This is a genomic window from uncultured Methanospirillum sp., from assembly GCF_963668415.2.
GTDB lineage: Archaea > Halobacteriota > Methanomicrobia > Methanomicrobiales > Methanospirillaceae > Methanospirillum.
Map to the genome: position 1 here is coordinate 409,442 of NZ_CAXXDL010000001.1, position 20,653 is coordinate 430,094.

Consider the following 20,653-nt stretch of genomic DNA (forward strand, 5'->3'; position numbering starts at 1 on the left):
TCACAACTATGTGTATTTTACATCTAGAAAGTGACTGATGAGATCTGAAATGGACATAGTGTACTGTAATAACAATTAAGGGGAAGTAAGACTGATTGGGAGTATGATACCTCCAATAGAAGAAAGATCAATCAGGCCATGTGTAAGTGAAGATATTTCACGAAGATGTATCCATTGCCTGAAAGAAGAAGATGGCAACCTTCATTGTAACTTTAATATGGTTGGAGAGTCGGGGTATGCAAGTATTCTCGGTGATGAGAAGATGCCCAATTTTTGGGAGATCAAAACGCACAGATACAACTTATCAGAAGAACAATCCAAAAAACAACCTTGTATCTATCATCTCAATAAAAGAGAGTACTCAGAATCGATGATAGGGTACTGATCAATACAGATCATCATTGCATGAATGTTCTTTGTTCATCATTTTTGGCACCACATCCAGAATATCAGAACATAAGCCAGGGATCTCAATTATAATAGGGATGTATCACCAAGTTCTACCACAACCTGACGATCCCCCCCATCATCAACAAGATGTACCGTTTTATCAGACTGAGTTTTTCCCTCAACACTCACCGATTTTACTGCTGATCCCGGACCGGCCTTTATGACAGAGATATGATATCTGGAAGACTTGTATCTTAAATAAATCCGGTATGATCTCCAGATCTCAGGAATACAGGGATTGAATGCCATTTGATCGCCATGTATCTCAAGTCCGAGTAGAGATTCAATAATCAGTGTATACATCCAGCCGGCAGATCCAGAATACCAGGTCCAGCCTCCACGTCCTGAGTAGGGAGGAGCAGTATAGATATCAGATGCAACAACATACGGCTCAACCCGGTATTTTAGAACATCATGATGAGTTTTACAATGATTAATCGGGCTGATAAACGACAGCAGTTTCCAGGCCTGTTCGTGATCCTTTAGCATAGCAAATGCCATTGCAACCCAGATGGCTGCATGGGAGTAATGCCCTCCGTTTTCTCTGACGCCGGGCACATATCCTTTAATGTACCCGGGATTCATCAACGATGAATCAAACGGAGGGGTAAAGAGAGATACCAGCCCATCATCGGATCTGATAAGATGAGTGCCTACTGCTTTCATTGCAGAGACAGTCCTCTCTGTTGATCCAGCACCCGAGAGGACAGACCAACTCTGGGCGATTGAATCTATCCTGCATTCCTGATTGATGGAAGATCCGAGTGGCTGTCCTGAATCGAAATAGGCACGGCGGTACCATTCCCCGTCCCACCCATTTTTCTCAAGGCTTTCCCTCAACTGATCAGCATATACCTGGCAATATTCTGCAAATTTTGGATCGTTGTGAAGCGTAGAGATCCTGGCAAACCGTGTAAGCAGATCATAGAGGAAAAATCCGAGCCATACACTCTCTCCCTGCCCTCCTGCTCCGACAAGATTCATTCCATCGTTCCAGTCTCCGGTTCCCATCAACGGAAGGCCATGAACACCAACCATCAGTCCTGACCTGATGGCCCGGACACAATGTTCATAGAGCGTATCTGCTGATCCGGAGATTCCAGGGAGATCATAATATGAGTCCTCGTCAGGGAGTAGTTCTCTCCCTTCAAGAAAAGGAGCCATTTCGTCAAGAATCCCAAAATCACGGGTCCCGGTTACATACCTGCAGGTTACATACGGGAGCCATAAATAATCATCAGAACAGTGAGTCCTCACTCCACGACCAATAGGCGGATGCCACCAGTGCTGTACATCACCTTCTGAAAACTGATGCCCGGCACAGAGGAGGATCTGTCTTCTTGCAAGATCTGGTTTAGCATGGATAAGGGCCATCACATCCTGTAGTTGATCCCGAAATCCAAACGCTCCTCCTGACTGATAAAAACCAGAACGTGCCCAGAGGCGGGAGACAATAGTCTGATAGAGAAGCCACCCGTTGACAAGAAGATCCACAGAGGGATCAGGTGTCGCAATATTCACAGCTCCAAGCGTTGATGCCCAGAACTCCTGTACCGCTTTCAGTGATGCACGTGCAGTTGCAATCCCGCGACTGCGAAGAACAAGACTTCGTGCATCTTCTTCATCACGACCGAGTCCAAGGTTAAAGATGATCTCACGTTCCTCACCATCGACTAGGTCACATAAGACCTGGAGAGCCGCACACGGATCAAGACCTGCTCCGACTTTGTTGGAGAGCCGTTCCTGCTCCATTGCTGCAGGTTTCTCCATCGAACGGTTCCGCCCGATGAATTCATACCGGTCGCCGGTAATGGTTCTGCTTAGGACATTTGAGTCAAGAAAGGCAACACGCCCGGGAAATTCAGAATTATATGGATTTTTTACAAAGATTGCTCCGGTAACCGGATCTATCTCTGATATTACATAGGGCAGTGATCGAGACCTGAGTTCTCCTAAAACCCATTCGACATAGCAGGTTACCGAGAGGATACGGGACTGTCCTGACTGATTCTTCACACGGAGAGAGAGGAATTTTACCTGATTATCAAGCGATACAGAGACTGTTAGTGTGGTATGAATCCCATATCCTGAGTATTCAAAGATTGAATAGCCAAATCCATGCCTGGTTTTGTAATTGTTATGCCCTCTGACGGGTAAGGGAGTTGGAGACCAGAATCTGCCGGTCTCTTCATCCCTGATATACAGGGCCTCACCAGAGGGATCAGAGACCGGATCGTTTGTCCAGGGAGTAAGTCTGAACTCATGGGCGTTCTCACTCCAGGTGTAAGCACTCCCGCTCTCTGATATCACGGTCCCAAAATTCTCATTTGCCAGGACATTTACCCAGGGTGCCGGAGTTACTTTTCCTTTCCCGGTGAAGATGATGTACTCCTTTCCATCAGGCGAAAATCCCCCAATATCGTTGAAACAGAGAAGGTCTTCACCAGAAATGCTGATTCCTGGATCATTCTCATGAATTGATGCCCTGGTTGGGATGAGTTCAGGTACAGGAGTTACAATCCAGCCAGGCCGGTCGAGTTGCATCGCAAGACTGCCCCTCCGATCAGAAATTATTGCCCGTGCCACGCTTTGAATCAGGATACGATCCTCATCTGACATCTGTTCCATATGTCGGATGAAGATGCCCCCTTTCTGATTTAATTGAGGATGATCAGAACCCTGGGGAATCTGACGCATGATCTCATCATGTAGTTCCTGCCTGTATCCTGACTGTTCCTCATTCCAGATGACCAGATCAACCATCAGGCCTTTTATTCGCCAGTACTCATGGGCCTGAACCATCTCTTTTATCAGACCAATCCCGCTCTGATGTTGAATTCGCACCAGAACTATGGGTACATCTCCTGATATTCCATACCCCCACAGACCTGACTGCCCACGGGAGTTCTTTTCCAGTACCTTCTGGCTCGCCCTACGCGAAGGATGAGCATAGATAATCGATGAAGCAAGACTCCCAAACAGTCGGGCATCCCTCTCTGTTGCATTCAATTGTTTGAGTACAACCTGAGCATGTGTCCAGGCAAGCTCGGAGACACGATCAGCGATGTAACTGTCATAATACTTGTCAACAAGGGCGACCGATTTATCCCGGCTCTCACTAACTCCGGTGAAAATATTCACACCTGCAGTCTCCTGTGGATCCAGTATGATAGTGCATCTGATCGCAACCACGGGATCAAGAACAGAACCTGCTGAGTTTGAAAGGACAGATGAATCAGTCATGGCAGCAGGATTTGAGAGGGAATTCGTCCTTCCGATAAAATTAGCCCTGACTGTCTCGAATGAGATCTTTCGAACCACGGTGCCATGAACAGTCATGAGATGAAGCATCCATGGCGGCTTTTCATCCTCTGATCGTGGCCTTCTTGTGGCTATGATTGCATTCTTCTCCTGAAGAAGTTCAGTCTGAACAAACAGGTTACTGAATGCCGGATGTGATTCATCAGATGTCTGGGGAGCCAGGACCACCTCAGCATAACTGGTAAATTCCAGAGTCCTTCGTTTCCAGGACCGGTTTGTTACCCGTATTCGTCGAAGTTCCACATCATCTTCAGGAGAAACGATGATCTCTGTACGGGTATCAAACTCCCGGTCACGTCTTCTGAATTCAGCACGTGCCTGTTTAAATGTCGTTTGAAAGGTTTCGGGATTCTTTTTTGTGGGCTGATACCCATTTGACCAGAACTCTCCACTTGCAAGATCCCTGATGTAACAGAAGGTTCCCGAGTTGTCTGCGGTCGGATCTTCCCGCCACCTGGTTACCGCAAGATCGTTCCATCTGCTATATCCTGATCCGCTATTATTTACCATCACATGGTAATGCCCGTTCGAGAGAAGGTGTACTTCAGGTCGTGGTGTATGTGCAGTCTGAAAGATTCGCATGAGTGACTCCGCATCCCCATTCTTCTTATGAACACCCTGCACATCACCGGTATGTGGATAGAAGGGAGTAATTCGGGGCATCTTCTCCTGAAGAAGCATCAGGGTTGCCTTAAGAGATGGATCAGATTCAAATCGCTTTTGCATCGGACGATTAAGAAGGATATACGCAAGCGAGAGCAGAGCCATCCCCTGGTGATGTACCATGAAGGATTTCACAATTGTATGATTCTGGCCTGGAGGAATTCGTGAAGGGGTAAAGTCAACAGCTTCATAAAACCCGTATGTCCCTGAATATCCAAGCGATTCCATCTCCTTCAGATTCATATAGGTTAACGATGGATGAACCATCAGACCCATCACACTAGCATAGGGAGCAATGACCAGATCTTCAGAAAGACCACGCTTAAATCCAAGCCCCGGAACTCCGAATGCACGGTACTGGTAGTTCTGGCTTGCATCAATGATATTATAGCCTGATTCTGATATCCCCCATGGAACATTCCTCTGTCTTCCATATTCGATCTGCCTGGTAACCACAGCACGGTAGGTGCGATCCAGAAGAGTATTCTCATAATTTGGCATCAGAAGGAGTGGCATAAGGTATTCAAACATCGAACCACTCCAGGAGATGAGCGTTGATCTTCCCTTTCCAACGGTCGTGAGCAGCCGTCCTAACGCAAACCAGTGCTCCTGGGGAAGCTCTCCCCTGGCAATTCCGATAAAACTGGCAAGTCGTGCTTCAGATGCCAGGAGGTCATAAAAACTGGCATCACGTTTGAGATCTGTTGCATTATACCCGATGGCAAGAAGTTTGCTGGTTTGATCATACAGAAACTCATACTCAATATCGGAGTATGTTTCACATTCATCAGCAAGATTTGATACCATCAAAAGGATATCTTTGGCACGTTTACTTGAGATTTGCATCTCTTCCATAGTCCGAACAAGCCATTGGTACCCGGTACCTGACGTATTGGCTGGAGTTTTATCTGTAGCAACCCACTCCAATAATGGAGCAAGATCACGTTGGAAACCCTCTATGATATCAGATACTTCTCTGAATGTTGGAGTGTGGTTGCCCAGAGACTCATATTTTTTCAGAAAAAGGGCGAGAGAGGGCGAAAGTTCTGCAGGAATCTCATCAAAGACCGTGTCAGGATGAAAACCGGTTGATACCCATGAAATAAAGGAGGTTACTTCAGCCTCATGACTCTTTATCTGTCGCCTGGTTGCATCTGCCCACCACCTGACTTCTTCATCAGGATGTGAACAGAGTTCAGCCAGAAGATCTGATGACATCTCATTTAAATCAGAAAGAGAATGGTTGATTTCGGGAGCCGTTTCCGGTATATGGAACAAAGATTCTTTCAGATCCGCAATTTTTGATAGAACAAGAACCGGCACTTCTCCCATGCTCTCTTCAGACGCTTCCAGTGCATCGATGAGGAGATGAAGCACATCAGAGAGCCCTTCGGAATATTTTTGTGAAATAACCGGCAGATAAGGAAGTTCATAGAGTCCCTGCCGTAGCACCAGCAGATCACCGACCAGATTACCGCTATCAACCGTGGAGATGTACCTGGGAAGCAGGGGCTCTAACGTTATCGTGTCATACCAGTTGTAGAAATGACCACGGAATCTCTTCAGTTTCCCCATGGTTGTCAGGGTACTGTGAGTACGATCCAAAAACTCACCAGCAGAGATGTAACCAAAGTCATAGGCGGTAAGATTTGCAAGGAGAGAAAGGCCGATGTCTGTTGGAGAGGTTCGGTGAGCAACAACCTCAACCGGTTGTTCCTGGTAGTTGTCAGGGGGGAGATGATGATCTTCAGCGGTGACAAAAGTCTCAAAAAACCGCCATGTTTTGCGTGCAATTCTTCTCAAATACCGGTTCTGCTCAGGAGAAAGGGGAAGTGTACGGGATATTATCGGCTGGCTTATCCACCAGGCCGCTATAGGGGAGAGGATCCATACACAGGCAAAAGGAATGCAGCACAAACTGAAAGATACAGGCAGTATGCCTATGAGTAAGAGCAATGCTGCGCCGATAACCGGTGCAGGCCACATAATACGATACGAACTTGAAACATCAGAGACGCCCATTTGTCCTGCTTCCTGGTGGGTAGTCCATTCAAGCAGGTTCTGATGAGAGATCATCATCCGCCAGCAGGAGCGAACAATGGCATCAAGAGAGATGTATGCTTCAAAGGGGAGGAAAGCAAGGGTGAGCAGCGGGACAGCAATCTGAACCCGGAGATCATGGCCCATATCATGGATATGCATCCTCCAGGTATGCTCTCCAGACTTTCGGATGATTTTTTGAGTTACAATGATTACTGGGGGAATCAGGAAGAGTGCTATGATAAACCCAGTCCAGAAGAGTGAATCCTCTAGAATAGTCCATGAAAGAAGAAACAGGAGAAAGGTAACAGGGGCTATCAGGCTTCTTCTCAGATTATCAAAGATCTTCCACCGCGAGAGAAGAGAGAGGGGATTTTGCTGTTTCTTAAATGAACTGTCAGGAACAGATGAAAAAATCCAGGGGAGAATCTGCCAGTCGCCTCTAATCCACCGGTGTCTCCGGATGATATCAGCCAGATAACTGATAGGATATTCTTCAAAGACCTGTACATCACTGACAAGACCTGTTCTGGTATAGCAGCCTTCCAGAAGATCATGGCTTAAGATGAGGTTTTCCGGAAACCTGCCTTTCACTGCCAGGGAAAATGTTTCGAGATCATAGATCCCTTTTCCAATAAACGATCCTTCATGGAATACATCCTGGTACAGATCTGATACGACACGGGTATACGGATCTATCCCTTGTTCTCCACCGAAGAGTGATACAAACCGGGAAATTCCTGACTCAGAGAGTGAGATTGCAACACGCGGCTGAAGAATTCCGTATCCCTTTTTGATCACCCGGATTTCTGGATCAATCTGTGGCCTGTTCAGGGGATGTGCAATCGTTCCGATAAGAGTTCGTGCACTATTTCTCGGGAGATCTGTATCAGTATCTAACGTTATCACGTATGTGATATCAGTAAGAACATCAGGATTGCCGGCGACATGAGAGAACTGATTTTCTTTGGGATCAGACAGGAAGGTACTGAACGCTTCGAGAATTCCTCTCTTTCGTTCGTATCCCATGAATATCCGTTCACCCGGGCTGTAGGTACGGTTCCGGTGCATGAGAAAAAAGGTATCAGGGTTTTCTTCCCGGTATTTCTCATTCAGGTTTTCAATCCCACTCGAAAGCAGGGATACCAGTTTTTCATCTTCAGGCATCTGTGTTGCAGGGGCATTTTTGAGATCAGTAAGCAGAGTAAAGTAGAGATTTTTCTCCTTATTTGCGAGAAATCTGACCTCAAGTGAATCAAGAAGCTTTGAAATATCTGAAAATCCTGAAAGAACCGTCGGAATAACCACGACAGTTCTTCTGTTGCCCGGGATCCCTTGTGAATAGTCCATCTTAGGAAGAGAGACCGGCGTGAAAAACAGGGTACATGCCCAGTTCAACACGTTCATTGCTGCCTGACTGACAGGAAATAGAAGCAGTATCAGAATCGGAAGAGTAATGAACCAGTCTAAGAAGATGAATCTGGATAATGCAACATAAAGAACAAGGAGGGTGATGGATACGATACCACCGATATAGAGGGGAAAGAAATGAGCCAGTCCAGATCTCTTGATCTGGCTGATACCAGAAGGATGATACAGAAGTGCGTTCTCCAGTGCTCCCCTCCCATCATCCATCAGATAATAGCCAAGATGGGACTCCCTTCCGTTCTGCTTGTCTCTGCTTCGGGCCAGTGATGCAAGTTCTACCGCTTTTTCTGCAATCAGATCTTCCGATATCCCGCCATTCTTCGCAATCTCCTCAACCACATGGCGATACCGGTCCCGGGTCTCAAAATCCATTTCTGCATATTCATCTGCCGGATCACTACGAAGGGTATGCTCAACAATACTCAGCCGTTCTACAAAAGTTCGCCAGTCACTTGTATCAAGAAGGCGGAGGCTGCTTATGCTGTTCCCAAAAGAGACCTGATCAGCGGCCTGAGCCTGGATCTCTGCACTGATCATCTGTTCAGGGGTCTGATTTTTTTCAGATAACCGCTGCTCTATCCATGAAAGAGCAAATAAGAGAGGACCAGAACTACCCTGTAACTGGCGTGACATTTCAGCAACAAATGCACTGGTCAGGGGTGGATCCGACCGGGCCATATCAGCTATTACAAGAATGAGACTTTTTGGATCATGCTGTGCCATTCGGGTCATGCGATCCACCCAGTAATTGGCAGAATCGCGATCAGACCGGTTTTCAGATATAATGTCGGCTACTCTGCGTAGATTCTCGATCAACGCGAGTCTGAACATGATCGGAATTGCCCAGAGTTCACCAAGTTTGAGAGGAGTGACCTGTTGATACGCATCGATAAAAGCAAAGAGGTTTTCAGTATCTATCCTGCCGTCACTGTGGGCAATGAGTTCTCGTGCAATATGATAGACCCTTGGATATCCTTCCAGCGGTCCGTTTGCGAGGTGGGGAAGTTCTTTGCTGTATTCTTCAGGAAGGTGCATACGAGCGGTTCTGATCTGCTCCTCAACAAGATAGAAATTATCGAGGAGCCATTCACCCGCAGGAGAAACCGGAGAATGTTCTTCTATAACAGTATTGAGGAGCTTGTGAGTTTTTAGCAGGACCTGCTCATTATCGGTAAGTCGTGGAAGAAGGCGATCCTCCCCTTTTCTGGTATCAACCCGATAGCACCCTGCAATTTCCTTTGCATGCTTCTCCAGTTGATCCCTGCTAAAGAGTTCGTCACGAAGGGGGCCCCTATCAATCTGTTCGCGATTTGAACGTGTATCTGCATGTTCTTTTCTGGTTGCAAAAATTTTTTTCAACGCCTTTTTATTCCCCAATTACTTCAAATTTTCGAAAAAACAACCAAAAATCAAAAATAAAAAAATTATTCTATTATGAGGAGAGAGAAGGTTTACTTCTCCTTATACCTTGTGATCAAAAATAAAAATTGAAAATAGGATTGATCAAATTTGAACCAAAACAAAGCTAAATTTTTATAGAGAGACTAGTTACATCCCCATTCCGCCCATCTCCCCCATACCACCCGGTGGCATTGCCGGAGCTGCTGATTTTGCAGATTTGATAATATCATCAATTCTCAGTATCATACCTGCTGCTTCTGTTGCACTCACAATGGCCTGGATTTTAACCCGGAGTGGCTCAATGACTCCTTCTTTGAGCATATCCACGGGTTTTCCTTCGAAAACATTCAGACCGGAAGTTGTCTCACCCTTCTCATGAGCAGCACGTAATGCAACAATCATATCAATCGGGTCAAGACCTGCATTTTCTGCAAGAGTTCGGGGAATAATCTCAAGTGAGGCAGCAAAGGCTTCGATAGCAAGTTGGGCACGACCCCCTACTGACGACCCGTATTCCCTGAGACGGAGAGATAACTCAATTTCAGGAGCACCACCACCGGCAACAAATTTCTTATCCTCAAGAACAGTGGAAACTACCCGAACGGCATCTTCTATGGCACGGCCATATTCTGCAATGACATGTTCTGTTCCTCCGCGAATGATGATAGAGACTGCTTTGGGGTTTTTACATTCCTCAATAAAAATCATATCATCTCCCAGAATTTTTCGCTCCTCGACTATCCCGGCAAATCCAAGTTCTTTAGCAGATATTTCATCAATACTTGAAACAATGGTAGCACCGGTAGCCAGAGCCAGTTTGTCCATGTCACTGCCTTTGACCCGCCTGATAGCTAATATTCCAGCCTTTGCAAGTTGATGCTGAGCTGTGTCTTCAATTGCCTTCTGACTAATAACCACATTGGCTCCGGTTTTGATAATAGCATCAGCAATCTTCTTGATCATCCGTTCTTCCTCGTTTATGAAGGCCTGCATCTGATCAGGCCGGGTGATCGTTATCTCAGCGTCAACTTCTGTTTTTTTATACTCAACTCCAACGTTTAAAAGCAGAATTTTTGCTTTGGTAATTTTTGTAGGCATACCCGGGTGGACTCTCTCTTTTTCAAGAACGATACCCATGATAATTTCTGAGTCTTCAATCGACCCGCCAACTTTTTTCTCAATCTTGATATTATCAATATCCACCGAGCCATCTGAATCGGAGACACGGGTAACAGCCGTTGAAACAAGATCACAGAGTAAAAGATTTGCAGATTCTGAACCTTTCCCAGCCATAGCTGTCTCTGCTATCTTTTTAAGTACGCCGGTATCAGATGGTTTCATTGATATCGCCAAACCCTTGAGGATATCCTGGGCTTTCTCGGATGCCATCCGGTAGCCCTGCACGATAACAGTCGGGTGGATTCCAAGTTCTATGAGGTCTTCGGAACGCTTGAGAAGTTCTCCAGCAATAACAACCGCAGTGGTGGTACCATCGCCAACTTCAGTGTCCTGAGTTTTCGCGATCTCCACCATCATCTTCGCTGCCGGTTGTTCAATGTCCATCTCACTGAGGATAGTAAATCCATCGTTGGTGATGACCACATCGCCTATCGAATCGACAAGCATTTTATCCATCCCTTTCGGGCCAAGTGTGGTACGGACCGCATTAGCAACCGCCTTTGCAGCGGTGATATTCATACTTTGAGCATCACGGCCCCGGTTCCGGGAACTGCCTTGTTTAAGAATATAAATCGGCTGCCCACCAAGTTGTGTTGACATTATTGAACCTCTCCGATAGTGAGTTAGCATTGACTTATAGTTCTATAAATATGTGTGGTTAGAATCTAGAAAATAAATCCAATTATTCCAACCAGTACCGTTGATCCTCTACTCAGTAAGGGTAATATACTGATCAAACAAGGGAATACTGCGGAGGTTTTGAAACTACATTCATACTTTCCGATCTGCGCTTACATACGAAAAAAACGGAAAAATAAGAAAATAAAAATAATTAAATGGTTAATGTTACTGTGGTTTGAATTATCATTTTTTTGATCTTGATTGCCCTTTAGAACTACTTTTAATGTCAGGGACTGAAATTTTTTCAGGATTTACTGACTCTGCAACCACTTGTGCCTGACCAACTACTTTTTTGGCTTTCTTTTTATCATGACTCATAGTTTCACCTATTCGCCCTGATATCTGGGTTTAAAAAATATTATGATCAAATAAATTTTGTAAAAGCAGATCAGAGTACCTTGCATTAGTGGCTCAAGTATACATCTCTTCCTATTTGAACAAAAATTGTATATTCTTAAGAGGATGGCGATTTAACCCACCTAAAGATCAGATTTGGTAACTTGCTCATAGTTATTGCAAACTCTCTAATTATTTTAGTTTCCTTATCAACAAGTGTATGGAGATCATATTCAAAACAAAAAATAGGTGGCTTACTGCGGAATCAGGAGTATTCAGGATTAATCAGCCACCCGGTCCATTCTGGTGCCAGACGCAAGCAATGTATAATACAGGACATTTGGATGATCGAGCGGATTTCGACATTATTATGTCAGATATCACCTATTATCTTCTATGATCAAAATCAGGGTTATGCTGGTCCTTCTGCTTATAATGGGAGTTGGAACTACAGGAGGAATGGCTGATGAGTCTTCGATTCCCGACCTGGTTGGGAACTGGACCGGAACGTCTGAAGGATTTCATTCAGAACCAGGATATTTTCACGCAGGTGATTATCAGTATATCCTCAGCATCGGGCAGCAGGAAGGCAGAATTTTTAACGGAACACTCATCGTATCAGGGGTAGACCCGACCAGGGAATACCGGTTTTCAGGTGTCATTGCCCATGATATGAAGACGCTTCATATTGCCGAATACGGGACCGGACAGGATACAGGGTATCTTCTCTCACCTGATCGCATGGAACTTGTCCTTCTTGTTGATGACACAGATAACTTCTCCGTGCTCTGTAATCTGAAAAAAGAGTGATTCCAAGACTCAAGGCAATCATCATGTACATGATTCAACGAATGCCATGTACAACCAGGTTTTCTCTTGTCCTGGGGTAATCTTATCCAGGAATTGGATCTTTGGACCATTTTTGCATGAATAGAACGTTTTCATGAGAAAAATAACTCAAATATGAGACTAATCCAAAAAAGTAGTTATGTACCTTCGGAGGATACATTTGGAGACTGAGAAATGTTAGAAGGCTCATCGGTAACCTGAACCGAATTTATGAGGTATCCAATATCAGTATAATTCTTGTATGTTTCGAATGTATCATAATATGTAATTGCCTTGATTATTTTCCTTTTTTCTGATTGAAGATCCACTTGGACCGATTTTTTATTCTCAAGAGAACCACCAAAGATTACAGAAGGGCCGGATTTATACGTGTATACACCAGGCGTTCTCCCCCCAGTACTAAATTTGAGTTGATCCTGAATATCCAATACCAGCGATTGTAACTCCTCACTTGTTGCATTGACCTTGTCAATGCCGATGAGAGAAATTTCAAGAGTCATATCATGAACCGGCCCCTGAATTGTCGTAACAACCTCTCCGTCCTTCCCATTATTTAAAAAAGACCAACCAGAAGGCAACTGAACAGAAAACCCGTTGCCAGTGTCAAATCGCTCCCACTTTCCTGGGGCAATGTCTGACATTACCGCTGCTGAAGCACCGATAAAACCCGATATTACCAACAATAAAACGAAAACCGCACACCGCCGTTTACTCATAGTAGGTTATCATCTTTTTTGAGCATATAAAACCGTGTATTGAAATAAAGGAATCAAAAACCGATACAAGAGGTTTCAGATACTGAAGATGAGTCCTATCCAGAAACATACATCTCGACATAATTATTCAGAGATTTGACTCACCTAGATGAGTGTTTCATGTATACCATTCTTTTCGAGAAAGAAACCCTCATATTCTGAAAAATCCATGAGATTTCACTGAATCCTATTGAATGTATGAGGGTAATAAAACCAGAAAAAAGGAGAGTTATTTCGGGGTGAATACAATGACCTTGTCGTATACAAGTTCCGGATACGTAGGGCCGACATTTGTCTCCTCTTCCATGTATGCTCTCCATCCGATCCACATCTTCTGGTTTAACGGAATCCCCTGGAGATATGGTCCTTGAGGAACAACCAGGGTGTACGGTTCGGTCGAGTTGGCTCTTGTGATGGTGTATGTATACAATTTGTCTACGTCAGGGTCACCCTTTAGATATCGGGAGGCAGACCCGGTAAATGTCGTGCTGTCAGCAGAAGCGACACCGTTGAGTTTTTCGGCTCCATAGGCTACGACATTACTATATATAGCCTTTCCACTTTCCATATGATTCACACCGTACGATATGGCAAACTCTCCAGGCTGGAGTGTAAAGTTCTGGCTTCCAAGGTATGCAGCATCCCTGCTCTCTCCATAAGCCTTCTCATTGTTCTGGAGCACCTGTGAACTTTCAGGGAAGGCGATACCGGTTTCAGGTTCCTTGTATGAACAATTTGGGTATGCCTCGATGATGGCATCACGAAGTCTTGATACCGCAGGGAGGAGATCGAATTCGGTAGTTCCGGTTCCTCTCACTCTCAGGTCCTTAACCGGGAATGGGTCGAGAGATCCTGACGTATTCGGTGTGATCCGGTACCCTCTCACCATGGTGTTTATATTATCCATGTAGTCCTGTTTTGCTTGAGGGCTGCTGAATATAGCAGTTCTGATACCACAGGCAAAAGAGTCGTCATCTTCAGCAAGTCCCATGTGAACCATGGGTGACGGGATCTCCATGATGGTGATCATACTTTCAGGATACCCTGATGCTTCGGCTACAGACTTCACCTTTTCTGCAACGGTTTTGTCTGCAGAATAGATGATCATAATCGGGACACCCAATCCATCTGATGATCCAGTCTGCTCCTTGACTGATCCGATGTTGATAGTATCACCAAGGCCACCGAATAAAAACGCCCTCTCCGACTGTATTGTACGGTAGATCATAAACAACGGGAAGTTATAGAAGGTTACATTTGATGGTGTTTTCCCGATTAAGACGACAGCCTCATCCGGATTTAACCGGACATTTCTACTCAGACCATTCGGACACTCATTATCATTTATGACAGTCTGACCGGGAGATCTCGGGAGTGCAATACTGTAATACGGATTATCAGCATTATTCCCTTCTGCATCAGGAAGCAAACCAAATTCTGCATATTTTACAAGATCCACTTTGGCCATTGCGCCCTGCTGCACGGTGAATCCATCACCTGATAGCGCATGAATAAAGGAGGAATCATCTTCATATGGAACAACCTGTGGATTAAACATCTCTTCAATATTCTTTTCAGAGACTATCATGTCACCCGGCATGTGTTCCTTGGCATATGAAATGTTCCAGATCTGACTGTCCGCATTTGTGATACAAATACATGATAGCACCAAAATTAGCGCTATCACTGATAATTTGTGGGATATGGTCAATATACCCATATTAATCCATCACTTTTTTGTGGTAATAATGATATCCATTTGTGATCTTGTTGAGACTATTTGAATCATGAGATAGTGCCTCCTGCTACCGAGAGGCCTCACCATCAGATCAGGTGTATGCACCTGTCAGAGTCATGATGAGAGTTATTTCACATACCGGCCATACAGGTTTTTTACCGTTATAATCGGGTAAAACCTGATTGTATCAAGATTCCCCCCATTAAAGATCTTCCCGCATTTTTTTCAAACAGAGAGAGACTGTACCGGGAAATACTCTTACATTACGCCCATGTATACCCAATTAATACCCATGAATACTGATCTCACATTGTATCTGGTAAAAAAACCGGGGTAGAGGTTGCCATTATATTGATATGCCAGGCCATGTAACGACACTCTGAAAATTCTCTAATATTGGGATTAAAAATGGCAAAAATCATAAACTGTGAAGTGGGTGAGTTTCCGGAAGTCTATGTACTTGGTAAACAGATTACTGTACCAGTACCCAATACATCTGAAACGAATCCAATACCTAAATTCTGGGAAGAATGTTTTTCTGATGACACATTTAAACATCTGATGGAGCACAAGGAGTACCTTTTCAATGATGCCTATGTCGGGTGGATGTCAGATTACTCAGAAGAGAATGGAATATTTGCCTACATCTGCGGTATGCTTATGAGATCTGACCTGACCATTCAGGTTGACGGGTTTGTCTCAAGAACAATTGAACCTGAAACAGTTGGGATCGGCTGGATACAGGGAACATCAACCCCGGAGGTATGCTTTGCTGCTCACAGCCTTATGGAAAAGGCATTAACAGATATTGGATACTCATGTAAAAACCCTGTATGGTGCATGGAAGTATATAATTGTCCCAGGTTTACGCAACCTGATGAAAACGGAAATATTATCCTTGATTATTATGTCCCCTGTGTACAGACATGAATAGGAATGATTCCTGAAGAATAATTAAACTGAGATGAATCCTTAATAATCACATCCGGGGCCTTACCTCTTTTTTTTGACTATTCTGTATGCAATCAGCGTTAAATAAGATCATCACATGTTTTAGCAATTATTCAGGTGTACTATCCGTGAAGCAGCCACACTCATTCCATTTTGATCATACCAATTCTCCCGAAAAGGGATGTGCCGGAATCAGGATACTATTCCATGCAGACTATGGTAACGGGGATGAACCCGGGATGAACCCGGGATAATCCGGCATACCCCTGATTATTATGAAAACTCACAAACGTTATGAAATAATAACCATCTGTCTCGTTATGATCAGTTTCTCCCTCTGTATCCTGCCAGTTGCCGCAAATCCGATACAGGGGGTGACCACGGTCACCGGGACAACCGATTATGACCCGATAACTACATCAACGATTTTTGATGGCTCGTTTTACCACATAAAAAACGATGTTACCGGAAAAGTACTAGTAACCATCTCTGAACCTGAATTTCAGAAGAGAAGGTCGGCTCTTGAGGCTAAATACCGGATTACCGGACCTGATTCATATGGCAGGGTCACATATTATGATCCGATCACCAGTAGAATTGTCAGGCCTGATGTATCTGAAATGATTTCATTTTATGAACAGCCCCTGAATGCAGGGTACTGGTCAGGATCAGGTGACACGATCACTATTTCTGATTCGGTAAATGAGGGACATGTCGCAACCGGATTCATAACAACCCACTGATCTGTTCTTCTACCCCAAACCCCACGATTGATCGGAAAGACCGGCAGGATGACAGTAATGCCAATTCAAGGCATCAAGTCATCCTGCTGCCCCTATCCTCTCTCTGTATGTAGTTCCACAGATACCTGGCCACCTGAAATTATGTTTCGAAATTTTCTGCTTTGAGAAGTGTCCATCGAGTTCTTCTGATTTTTTTAAATGCTCATGTATCATACCAAAAACAAAGAAAGCATCATCACCTTCATTTCCATCACCAAGTCGATTCAGATGAAAAGGGATGTGCCGGAATCAGGATACTATCCGATGCAGACATTGATTACGGGGATGAATCCGGTAAGGTCCGGCATACCCCTGATTATCATGAACACACACACACGTATTGGATGTACAGTCCTTGGCGCCCTTCTGGTCTGTATATCCCTCATTATCATCCCGGTTGTCGGGATTCTGGTGCCTGAACAAACCACAGACAACGGGACTGCCAAGGTTTTTACCGTCACTACCTCGACAGAGTTTGATGGAACTCATTACATTGTAAAAAATGTTGATACCGGTGAACTCCTACAAAGCCTCACTCCGGAAGAGTTTGAGAAGGAGAGAACAGAACATAATACAGAGTTCCGCATTGAAGGACCGGATGCAACAGGAATGATGACGATCTATGATCGAACCACAGATGCTGTTGTTGGAACCGGATTCAGGAATAAAACCCCCTGAAAGAACCTCTCCTATTGCATACCCCCGAAAAGGATGAGAAAAGAATTGTGCCACAACCCTTCAATAGTATCCCGGACAACCGGTATTGTATGACACGCAGCGGTGTGATAAAGGCTTTATCCGCAATTATCTTCATCCTGCTCTTCATTCCTATCCTTTCTCCGGCAGAACCGATCTGTGTAACAATCATGACCAATGATGGACAGGAGAATTATTCCACTCAGGATGATTTATCAAACTCCTATGTTACAATCTCCAGATCAGGTTCATCTGATACTGTCAAATCAGGCAATACTGTCACATACGGCATTGCCGAATCGATAGGAACAGGCACTGAAAATATCGTGATCGTAAAGATATACAATGTATCAGAGATGTCAGATCCAAATAACCCGGGTGTTTTGCAGATACTAAATCCAGAGGAAGATAAGTATTTTTCTGATGCGATTGCCCCAGGACAGACACAGCAGTATGTCCGGGTATCATGGAGTCAGCCCTCTGCCCTGAACCTGACGATTTACACCCCTGACGGAGAGTATGGCCCGTACCATGATGATGCAGACGGGAAGATGGATCAGGCGATCTTCATGAAGATTAACTCTACAGAAGGCTTGGATCCCGGAAGATGGTATTATCGTGTTCACGGCGAGCATCTTCAAAGTCCGGTTCCATTTCAGATTGAAACATGGCAGGAGTAACCATGAGGATTTTACTGATACTACTTCTTCTCCTGATCTGTATCCCAGCCCAGGTGATGGCAACCAGATATCAGGTCAGTAGTGCGTATGATGATCTCCCTGATGGTCATCCTGGTTGTCCATCCCGGGTGGATCTGATTGAACTTCCACTATGGTTGATTTTATCGCAGATAGTCCTTCTCAATCCATTCCTCCTTTTCCTTAAGGCAATCGTTGCCCTGGGGTATCGCCGGATTGACCGGAGCACCCTCTTTGACTCTCAACCCCGCAAAGAGATATTTGACTTTATCAGAAATCATCCGGGAATTCATCTCCGGGGGATTGCATCAGGTATTGGTATGGAACTTGGTACGGTCAGGCATCATCTTGATCAACTCGCCAGATTTGGCAAGATATCAAAAGAACAGGATGATGGATTTAGCAGGTACTATCCGATGGGATATTCCTCAGAAGAGAAACAGATGATGAACGCTGCTGCATCTCCTGCCTGTAAAGAGATTGTTGCAATGCTCTGTAAAAACAAGAGTCTTACCCGTCTTGAGATCGGGTGCAGACTAGAGATTTCAGCCCAGGCAGCAGGCTGGCACCTCTCTCGTCTTCTCAGGGGAGGTGTCATCACAGTTGAGCGAACAGGTAGAACACTCAAGTATCACCTGAATGATGCTACCTTACTCCAGGGATCACAGTGAAGGATTGTATGATACAATAGCCGTAGTAAAATATCAGATCTCAAATCCCAATATGTGATTTTTTTCGCGATTACGTCATGGAGCCTGAATGTGCCCCCCAATCTCTCCATTCAACTCCCTTCCACTCCTCAAAACCGGCCTTATTCCTCAGCCTGAGCGTCAGCATATTTCATATCTGTACGGTAACAATAAAGGCCCGGGCTTCTTCAAGGGGTCTTTATCACCACTCGTACCCTGACGGTGATAATCAGTTGTTCACCCGGGATCTACCACAACTACTATCTTTCCGGTTGATCACTTTCCGGGCATCATCCCTGAAAGTCCTCATGATCGTCACGGACCGTCGACGATAACCTTGTCCTGCTCTATCTCCGGATCAGACTTCTTTCTGCCAATCATTTAGAGCACGTAATACCCGGACAGAAATCAGAAGAGAGAAGGAATACTCCCGAACGAACTATCAGGACAGGTATACCGTCTCACATATCCTTCAGATCTACCAATATATCATGGGGAGAACCCGGATGCCAGGTAATCACAGACAACTGGTCAAAAACCTCAATAATCCTGAATTTATTCTATCCATTATTCTCACAGTGGTCCTTCGGCTACAAAGCTTTCAGGATCAAACATGGATACCATCAGAGCACTCTTTTGAGCCCCATATGGAATCATCTGGATTTTTGAATGCAGATTCGCGTTTCCTTTATTAAATATGAATGAGAATGGACCTTGTTTTTCTTTCAGGTTTAATTGAGAACAGATATCACATACCATCGGAAAATGATACTGTCCCGTGTGAAACCAGCATATCGCGGTCTGGTTTTCAAACACTTCTCTCCCAATAGCATTAACTAACAGGATTTTATGAGTGGTCGGATCAATAATTGCCAACACTTCATGGATATTATCTAGCAATGCATGTAATTGCAGATTTAAATGAGATCTGGTTCTCTTTATCTGGTTATATGCCGTAATATCACGAAAAATAGCTGATGAGCCGAGAATCCCTCCATCTTGATCAAAAACTAATGAGGCAGTAATTGAAACATCAACGAGTGAACCATCTTTCCTTTGACGGGTACACTCGTACTGCTTAATTACTTCTCCGTTCAGTAACCGGTCATGAATAGGAAACACATCATTATACCAGGGAGGGTGAATAACAGATATCGATCTGCCAATTACTTCACCGGCACTATATCCAAATAACCGTTCAGCACTGGTGTTCCATGCAGTAACAGTTATTGACCTATTCACTGCAATTATCGCATCCTCCGAACATGCTACAATTGATGCAAGAAACCGGTTCTCATCTTCTATTCGCTTTTTTTCGGTAATATCCTTTATAATAATAGAGATAGCAGCACGATATGGGCCGATCTGTCCTTTTACAAAAAACAATTCATAGGTATACATATCGTTTTCCCTAAATATCTCAATGATATGTGACGAAAAATCATCCCGGTTATACTCTTTCAGTATTTTCAGGATATCTACGGCTGAAAAAATATCCAGGTTCAAGGCATCAATTCGTCTCCCGATGATCTCTTCGAGGGACAGATGAAAATACTCCTGATATGCCTTATTTACATACAAAATTTTGAATGAAGTATCTAAAAAGATGATGAGATCTGATGATATATCACAGATAGAATGAGTAGGTTGCTCTGAAGAGAGCAGATATTTTTTTGCTTTTCCTATCTCATATAATTTTACCTGACCCGAAAAATGCAGATGATCGAGGTACCGTGCAGCGGTTGTCCGGGAAATAGAGGCTTCCCTTGCAATCCGGGTTATTGATATCGGTTTATTGGTTTTTTTCAAGACTTCCCATATAGAATCAGACGCATCCCCATCCATTCTTATAAAAATAATAATTATAGGTTATAAAAGTTCGTGCATTGATTCGCAATAAGGCCGGCGTTAAGTTACTGAAAATGAAATAAATCAGCCTACTATCCGTATTGATGAATCGGGGACAGTGGTTTTTGCCACATTCTTTTCGTTATTT

13 protein-coding genes are annotated in these 20,653 nt (G+C 44.3%); 7 read left to right on the forward strand and 6 right to left on the reverse strand.

The annotated features are described in order from the left end of the window. Positions 1 to 474 precede the first annotated feature (474 nt). The 3 genes from ACHZA2_RS02005 to ACHZA2_RS02015 form a co-directional block, all read right to left on the reverse strand. Positions 475 to 9,261: a GH36-type glycosyl hydrolase domain-containing protein gene (locus ACHZA2_RS02005; protein WP_319578313.1), complete on the reverse strand. Its 8,787-nt coding sequence runs from the start codon at positions 9,259 to 9,261 to the stop codon at positions 475 to 477. A gap of 189 nt (positions 9,262 to 9,450) precedes the next feature. Continuing rightward, the gene (gene thsA / locus ACHZA2_RS02010; protein WP_319578314.1) at positions 9,451 to 11,082 is read right to left on the reverse strand and encodes a thermosome subunit alpha; all 1,632 of its coding nucleotides are present in this window, start codon (positions 11,080 to 11,082) and stop codon (positions 9,451 to 9,453) included. A 264-nt stretch (positions 11,083 to 11,346) separates the two neighbouring features. Then, complete coding sequence (locus tag ACHZA2_RS02015; RefSeq protein WP_319578315.1) at positions 11,347 to 11,481, reverse strand: hypothetical protein; 135 nt, start codon at positions 11,479 to 11,481, stop codon at positions 11,347 to 11,349. A 414-nt stretch (positions 11,482 to 11,895) separates the two neighbouring features. Between ACHZA2_RS02015 and ACHZA2_RS02020 the strand changes: the two genes are divergently transcribed. Continuing rightward, on the forward strand, positions 11,896 to 12,309 hold the full coding sequence (locus ACHZA2_RS02020; RefSeq protein ID WP_319578316.1) for a hypothetical protein: 414 nt from the start codon (positions 11,896 to 11,898) through the stop codon (positions 12,307 to 12,309). 176 nt (positions 12,310 to 12,485) lie between these two features. Here the strand turns inward: ACHZA2_RS02020 and ACHZA2_RS02025 are convergent, their stop codons facing one another. Further along, positions 12,486 to 12,848: a hypothetical protein gene (locus tag ACHZA2_RS02025; RefSeq protein WP_319578317.1), complete on the reverse strand. Its 363-nt coding sequence runs from the start codon at positions 12,846 to 12,848 to the stop codon at positions 12,486 to 12,488. Between the two features lie 484 nt (positions 12,849 to 13,332). After that, positions 13,333 to 14,691, reverse strand: a complete 1,359-nt coding sequence (locus ACHZA2_RS02030) for a hypothetical protein (RefSeq protein ID WP_319578318.1) — start codon at positions 14,689 to 14,691, stop codon at positions 13,333 to 13,335. A 558-nt stretch (positions 14,692 to 15,249) separates the two neighbouring features. Between ACHZA2_RS02030 and ACHZA2_RS02035 the strand changes: the two genes are divergently transcribed. From ACHZA2_RS02035 to ACHZA2_RS02060, 6 genes are all read left to right on the forward strand, one after another. Next, positions 15,250 to 15,771, forward strand: coding sequence for an effector binding domain-containing protein (locus ACHZA2_RS02035; RefSeq protein ID WP_319578319.1), 522 nt, complete (start codon positions 15,250 to 15,252; stop codon positions 15,769 to 15,771). Between the two features lie 149 nt (positions 15,772 to 15,920). Next, entirely contained in the window at positions 15,921 to 16,046 is a 126-nt protein-coding gene (locus tag ACHZA2_RS02040) for a hypothetical protein (protein WP_319578320.1), read from the forward strand. 66 nt (positions 16,047 to 16,112) lie between these two features. Further along, on the forward strand, positions 16,113 to 16,535 hold the full coding sequence (locus tag ACHZA2_RS02045; protein WP_394698460.1) for a hypothetical protein: 423 nt from the start codon (positions 16,113 to 16,115) through the stop codon (positions 16,533 to 16,535). 303 nt (positions 16,536 to 16,838) lie between these two features. Beyond that, positions 16,839 to 17,252: a hypothetical protein gene (locus ACHZA2_RS02050; RefSeq protein ID WP_319578322.1), complete on the forward strand. Its 414-nt coding sequence runs from the start codon at positions 16,839 to 16,841 to the stop codon at positions 17,250 to 17,252. 89 nt (positions 17,253 to 17,341) lie between these two features. Further along, entirely contained in the window at positions 17,342 to 17,950 is a 609-nt protein-coding gene (locus tag ACHZA2_RS02055) for a hypothetical protein (RefSeq protein WP_319578323.1), read from the forward strand. A 2-nt stretch (positions 17,951 to 17,952) separates the two neighbouring features. Beyond that, complete coding sequence (locus ACHZA2_RS02060) at positions 17,953 to 18,639, forward strand: helix-turn-helix domain-containing protein (RefSeq protein ID WP_319578324.1); 687 nt, start codon at positions 17,953 to 17,955, stop codon at positions 18,637 to 18,639. A gap of 591 nt (positions 18,640 to 19,230) precedes the next feature. Here ACHZA2_RS02060 and ACHZA2_RS02065 read toward each other — a convergent pair. Continuing rightward, positions 19,231 to 20,502, reverse strand: coding sequence for a PAS domain S-box protein (locus ACHZA2_RS02065; RefSeq protein WP_319578325.1), 1,272 nt, complete (start codon positions 20,500 to 20,502; stop codon positions 19,231 to 19,233). Positions 20,503 to 20,653: the final 151 nt, after the last annotated feature.

What these genes read in the sequence shown, in the direction of transcription:
- thsA (WP_319578314.1), bottom strand. Translation starts at nt 11,082, where the DNA reads ATGTCAACACAACTTGGTGGGCAGCCGATTTATATTCTTAAACAAGGC.
- ACHZA2_RS02015 (WP_319578315.1), bottom strand. Translation starts at nt 11,481, where the DNA reads ATGAGTCATGATAAAAAGAAAGCCAAAAAAGTAGTTGGTCAGGCACAA.
- ACHZA2_RS02020 (WP_319578316.1), top strand. Translation starts at nt 11,896, where the DNA reads ATGATCAAAATCAGGGTTATGCTGGTCCTTCTGCTTATAATGGGAGTT.
- ACHZA2_RS02025 (WP_319578317.1), bottom strand. Translation starts at nt 12,848, where the DNA reads ATGACTCTTGAAATTTCTCTCATCGGCATTGACAAGGTCAATGCAACA.
- ACHZA2_RS02030 (WP_319578318.1), bottom strand. Translation starts at nt 14,691, where the DNA reads ATGATAGTCTCTGAAAAGAATATTGAAGAGATGTTTAATCCACAGGTT.
- ACHZA2_RS02035 (WP_319578319.1), top strand. Translation starts at nt 15,250, where the DNA reads ATGGCAAAAATCATAAACTGTGAAGTGGGTGAGTTTCCGGAAGTCTAT.
- ACHZA2_RS02045 (WP_394698460.1), top strand. Translation starts at nt 16,113, where the DNA reads ATGATCAGTTTCTCCCTCTGTATCCTGCCAGTTGCCGCAAATCCGATA.
- ACHZA2_RS02050 (WP_319578322.1), top strand. Translation starts at nt 16,839, where the DNA reads ATGCAGACATTGATTACGGGGATGAATCCGGTAAGGTCCGGCATACCC.
- ACHZA2_RS02055 (WP_319578323.1), top strand. Translation starts at nt 17,342, where the DNA reads ATGACACGCAGCGGTGTGATAAAGGCTTTATCCGCAATTATCTTCATC.
- ACHZA2_RS02060 (WP_319578324.1), top strand. Translation starts at nt 17,953, where the DNA reads ATGAGGATTTTACTGATACTACTTCTTCTCCTGATCTGTATCCCAGCC.
- ACHZA2_RS02065 (WP_319578325.1), bottom strand. Translation starts at nt 20,502, where the DNA reads ATGGATGGGGATGCGTCTGATTCTATATGGGAAGTCTTGAAAAAAACC.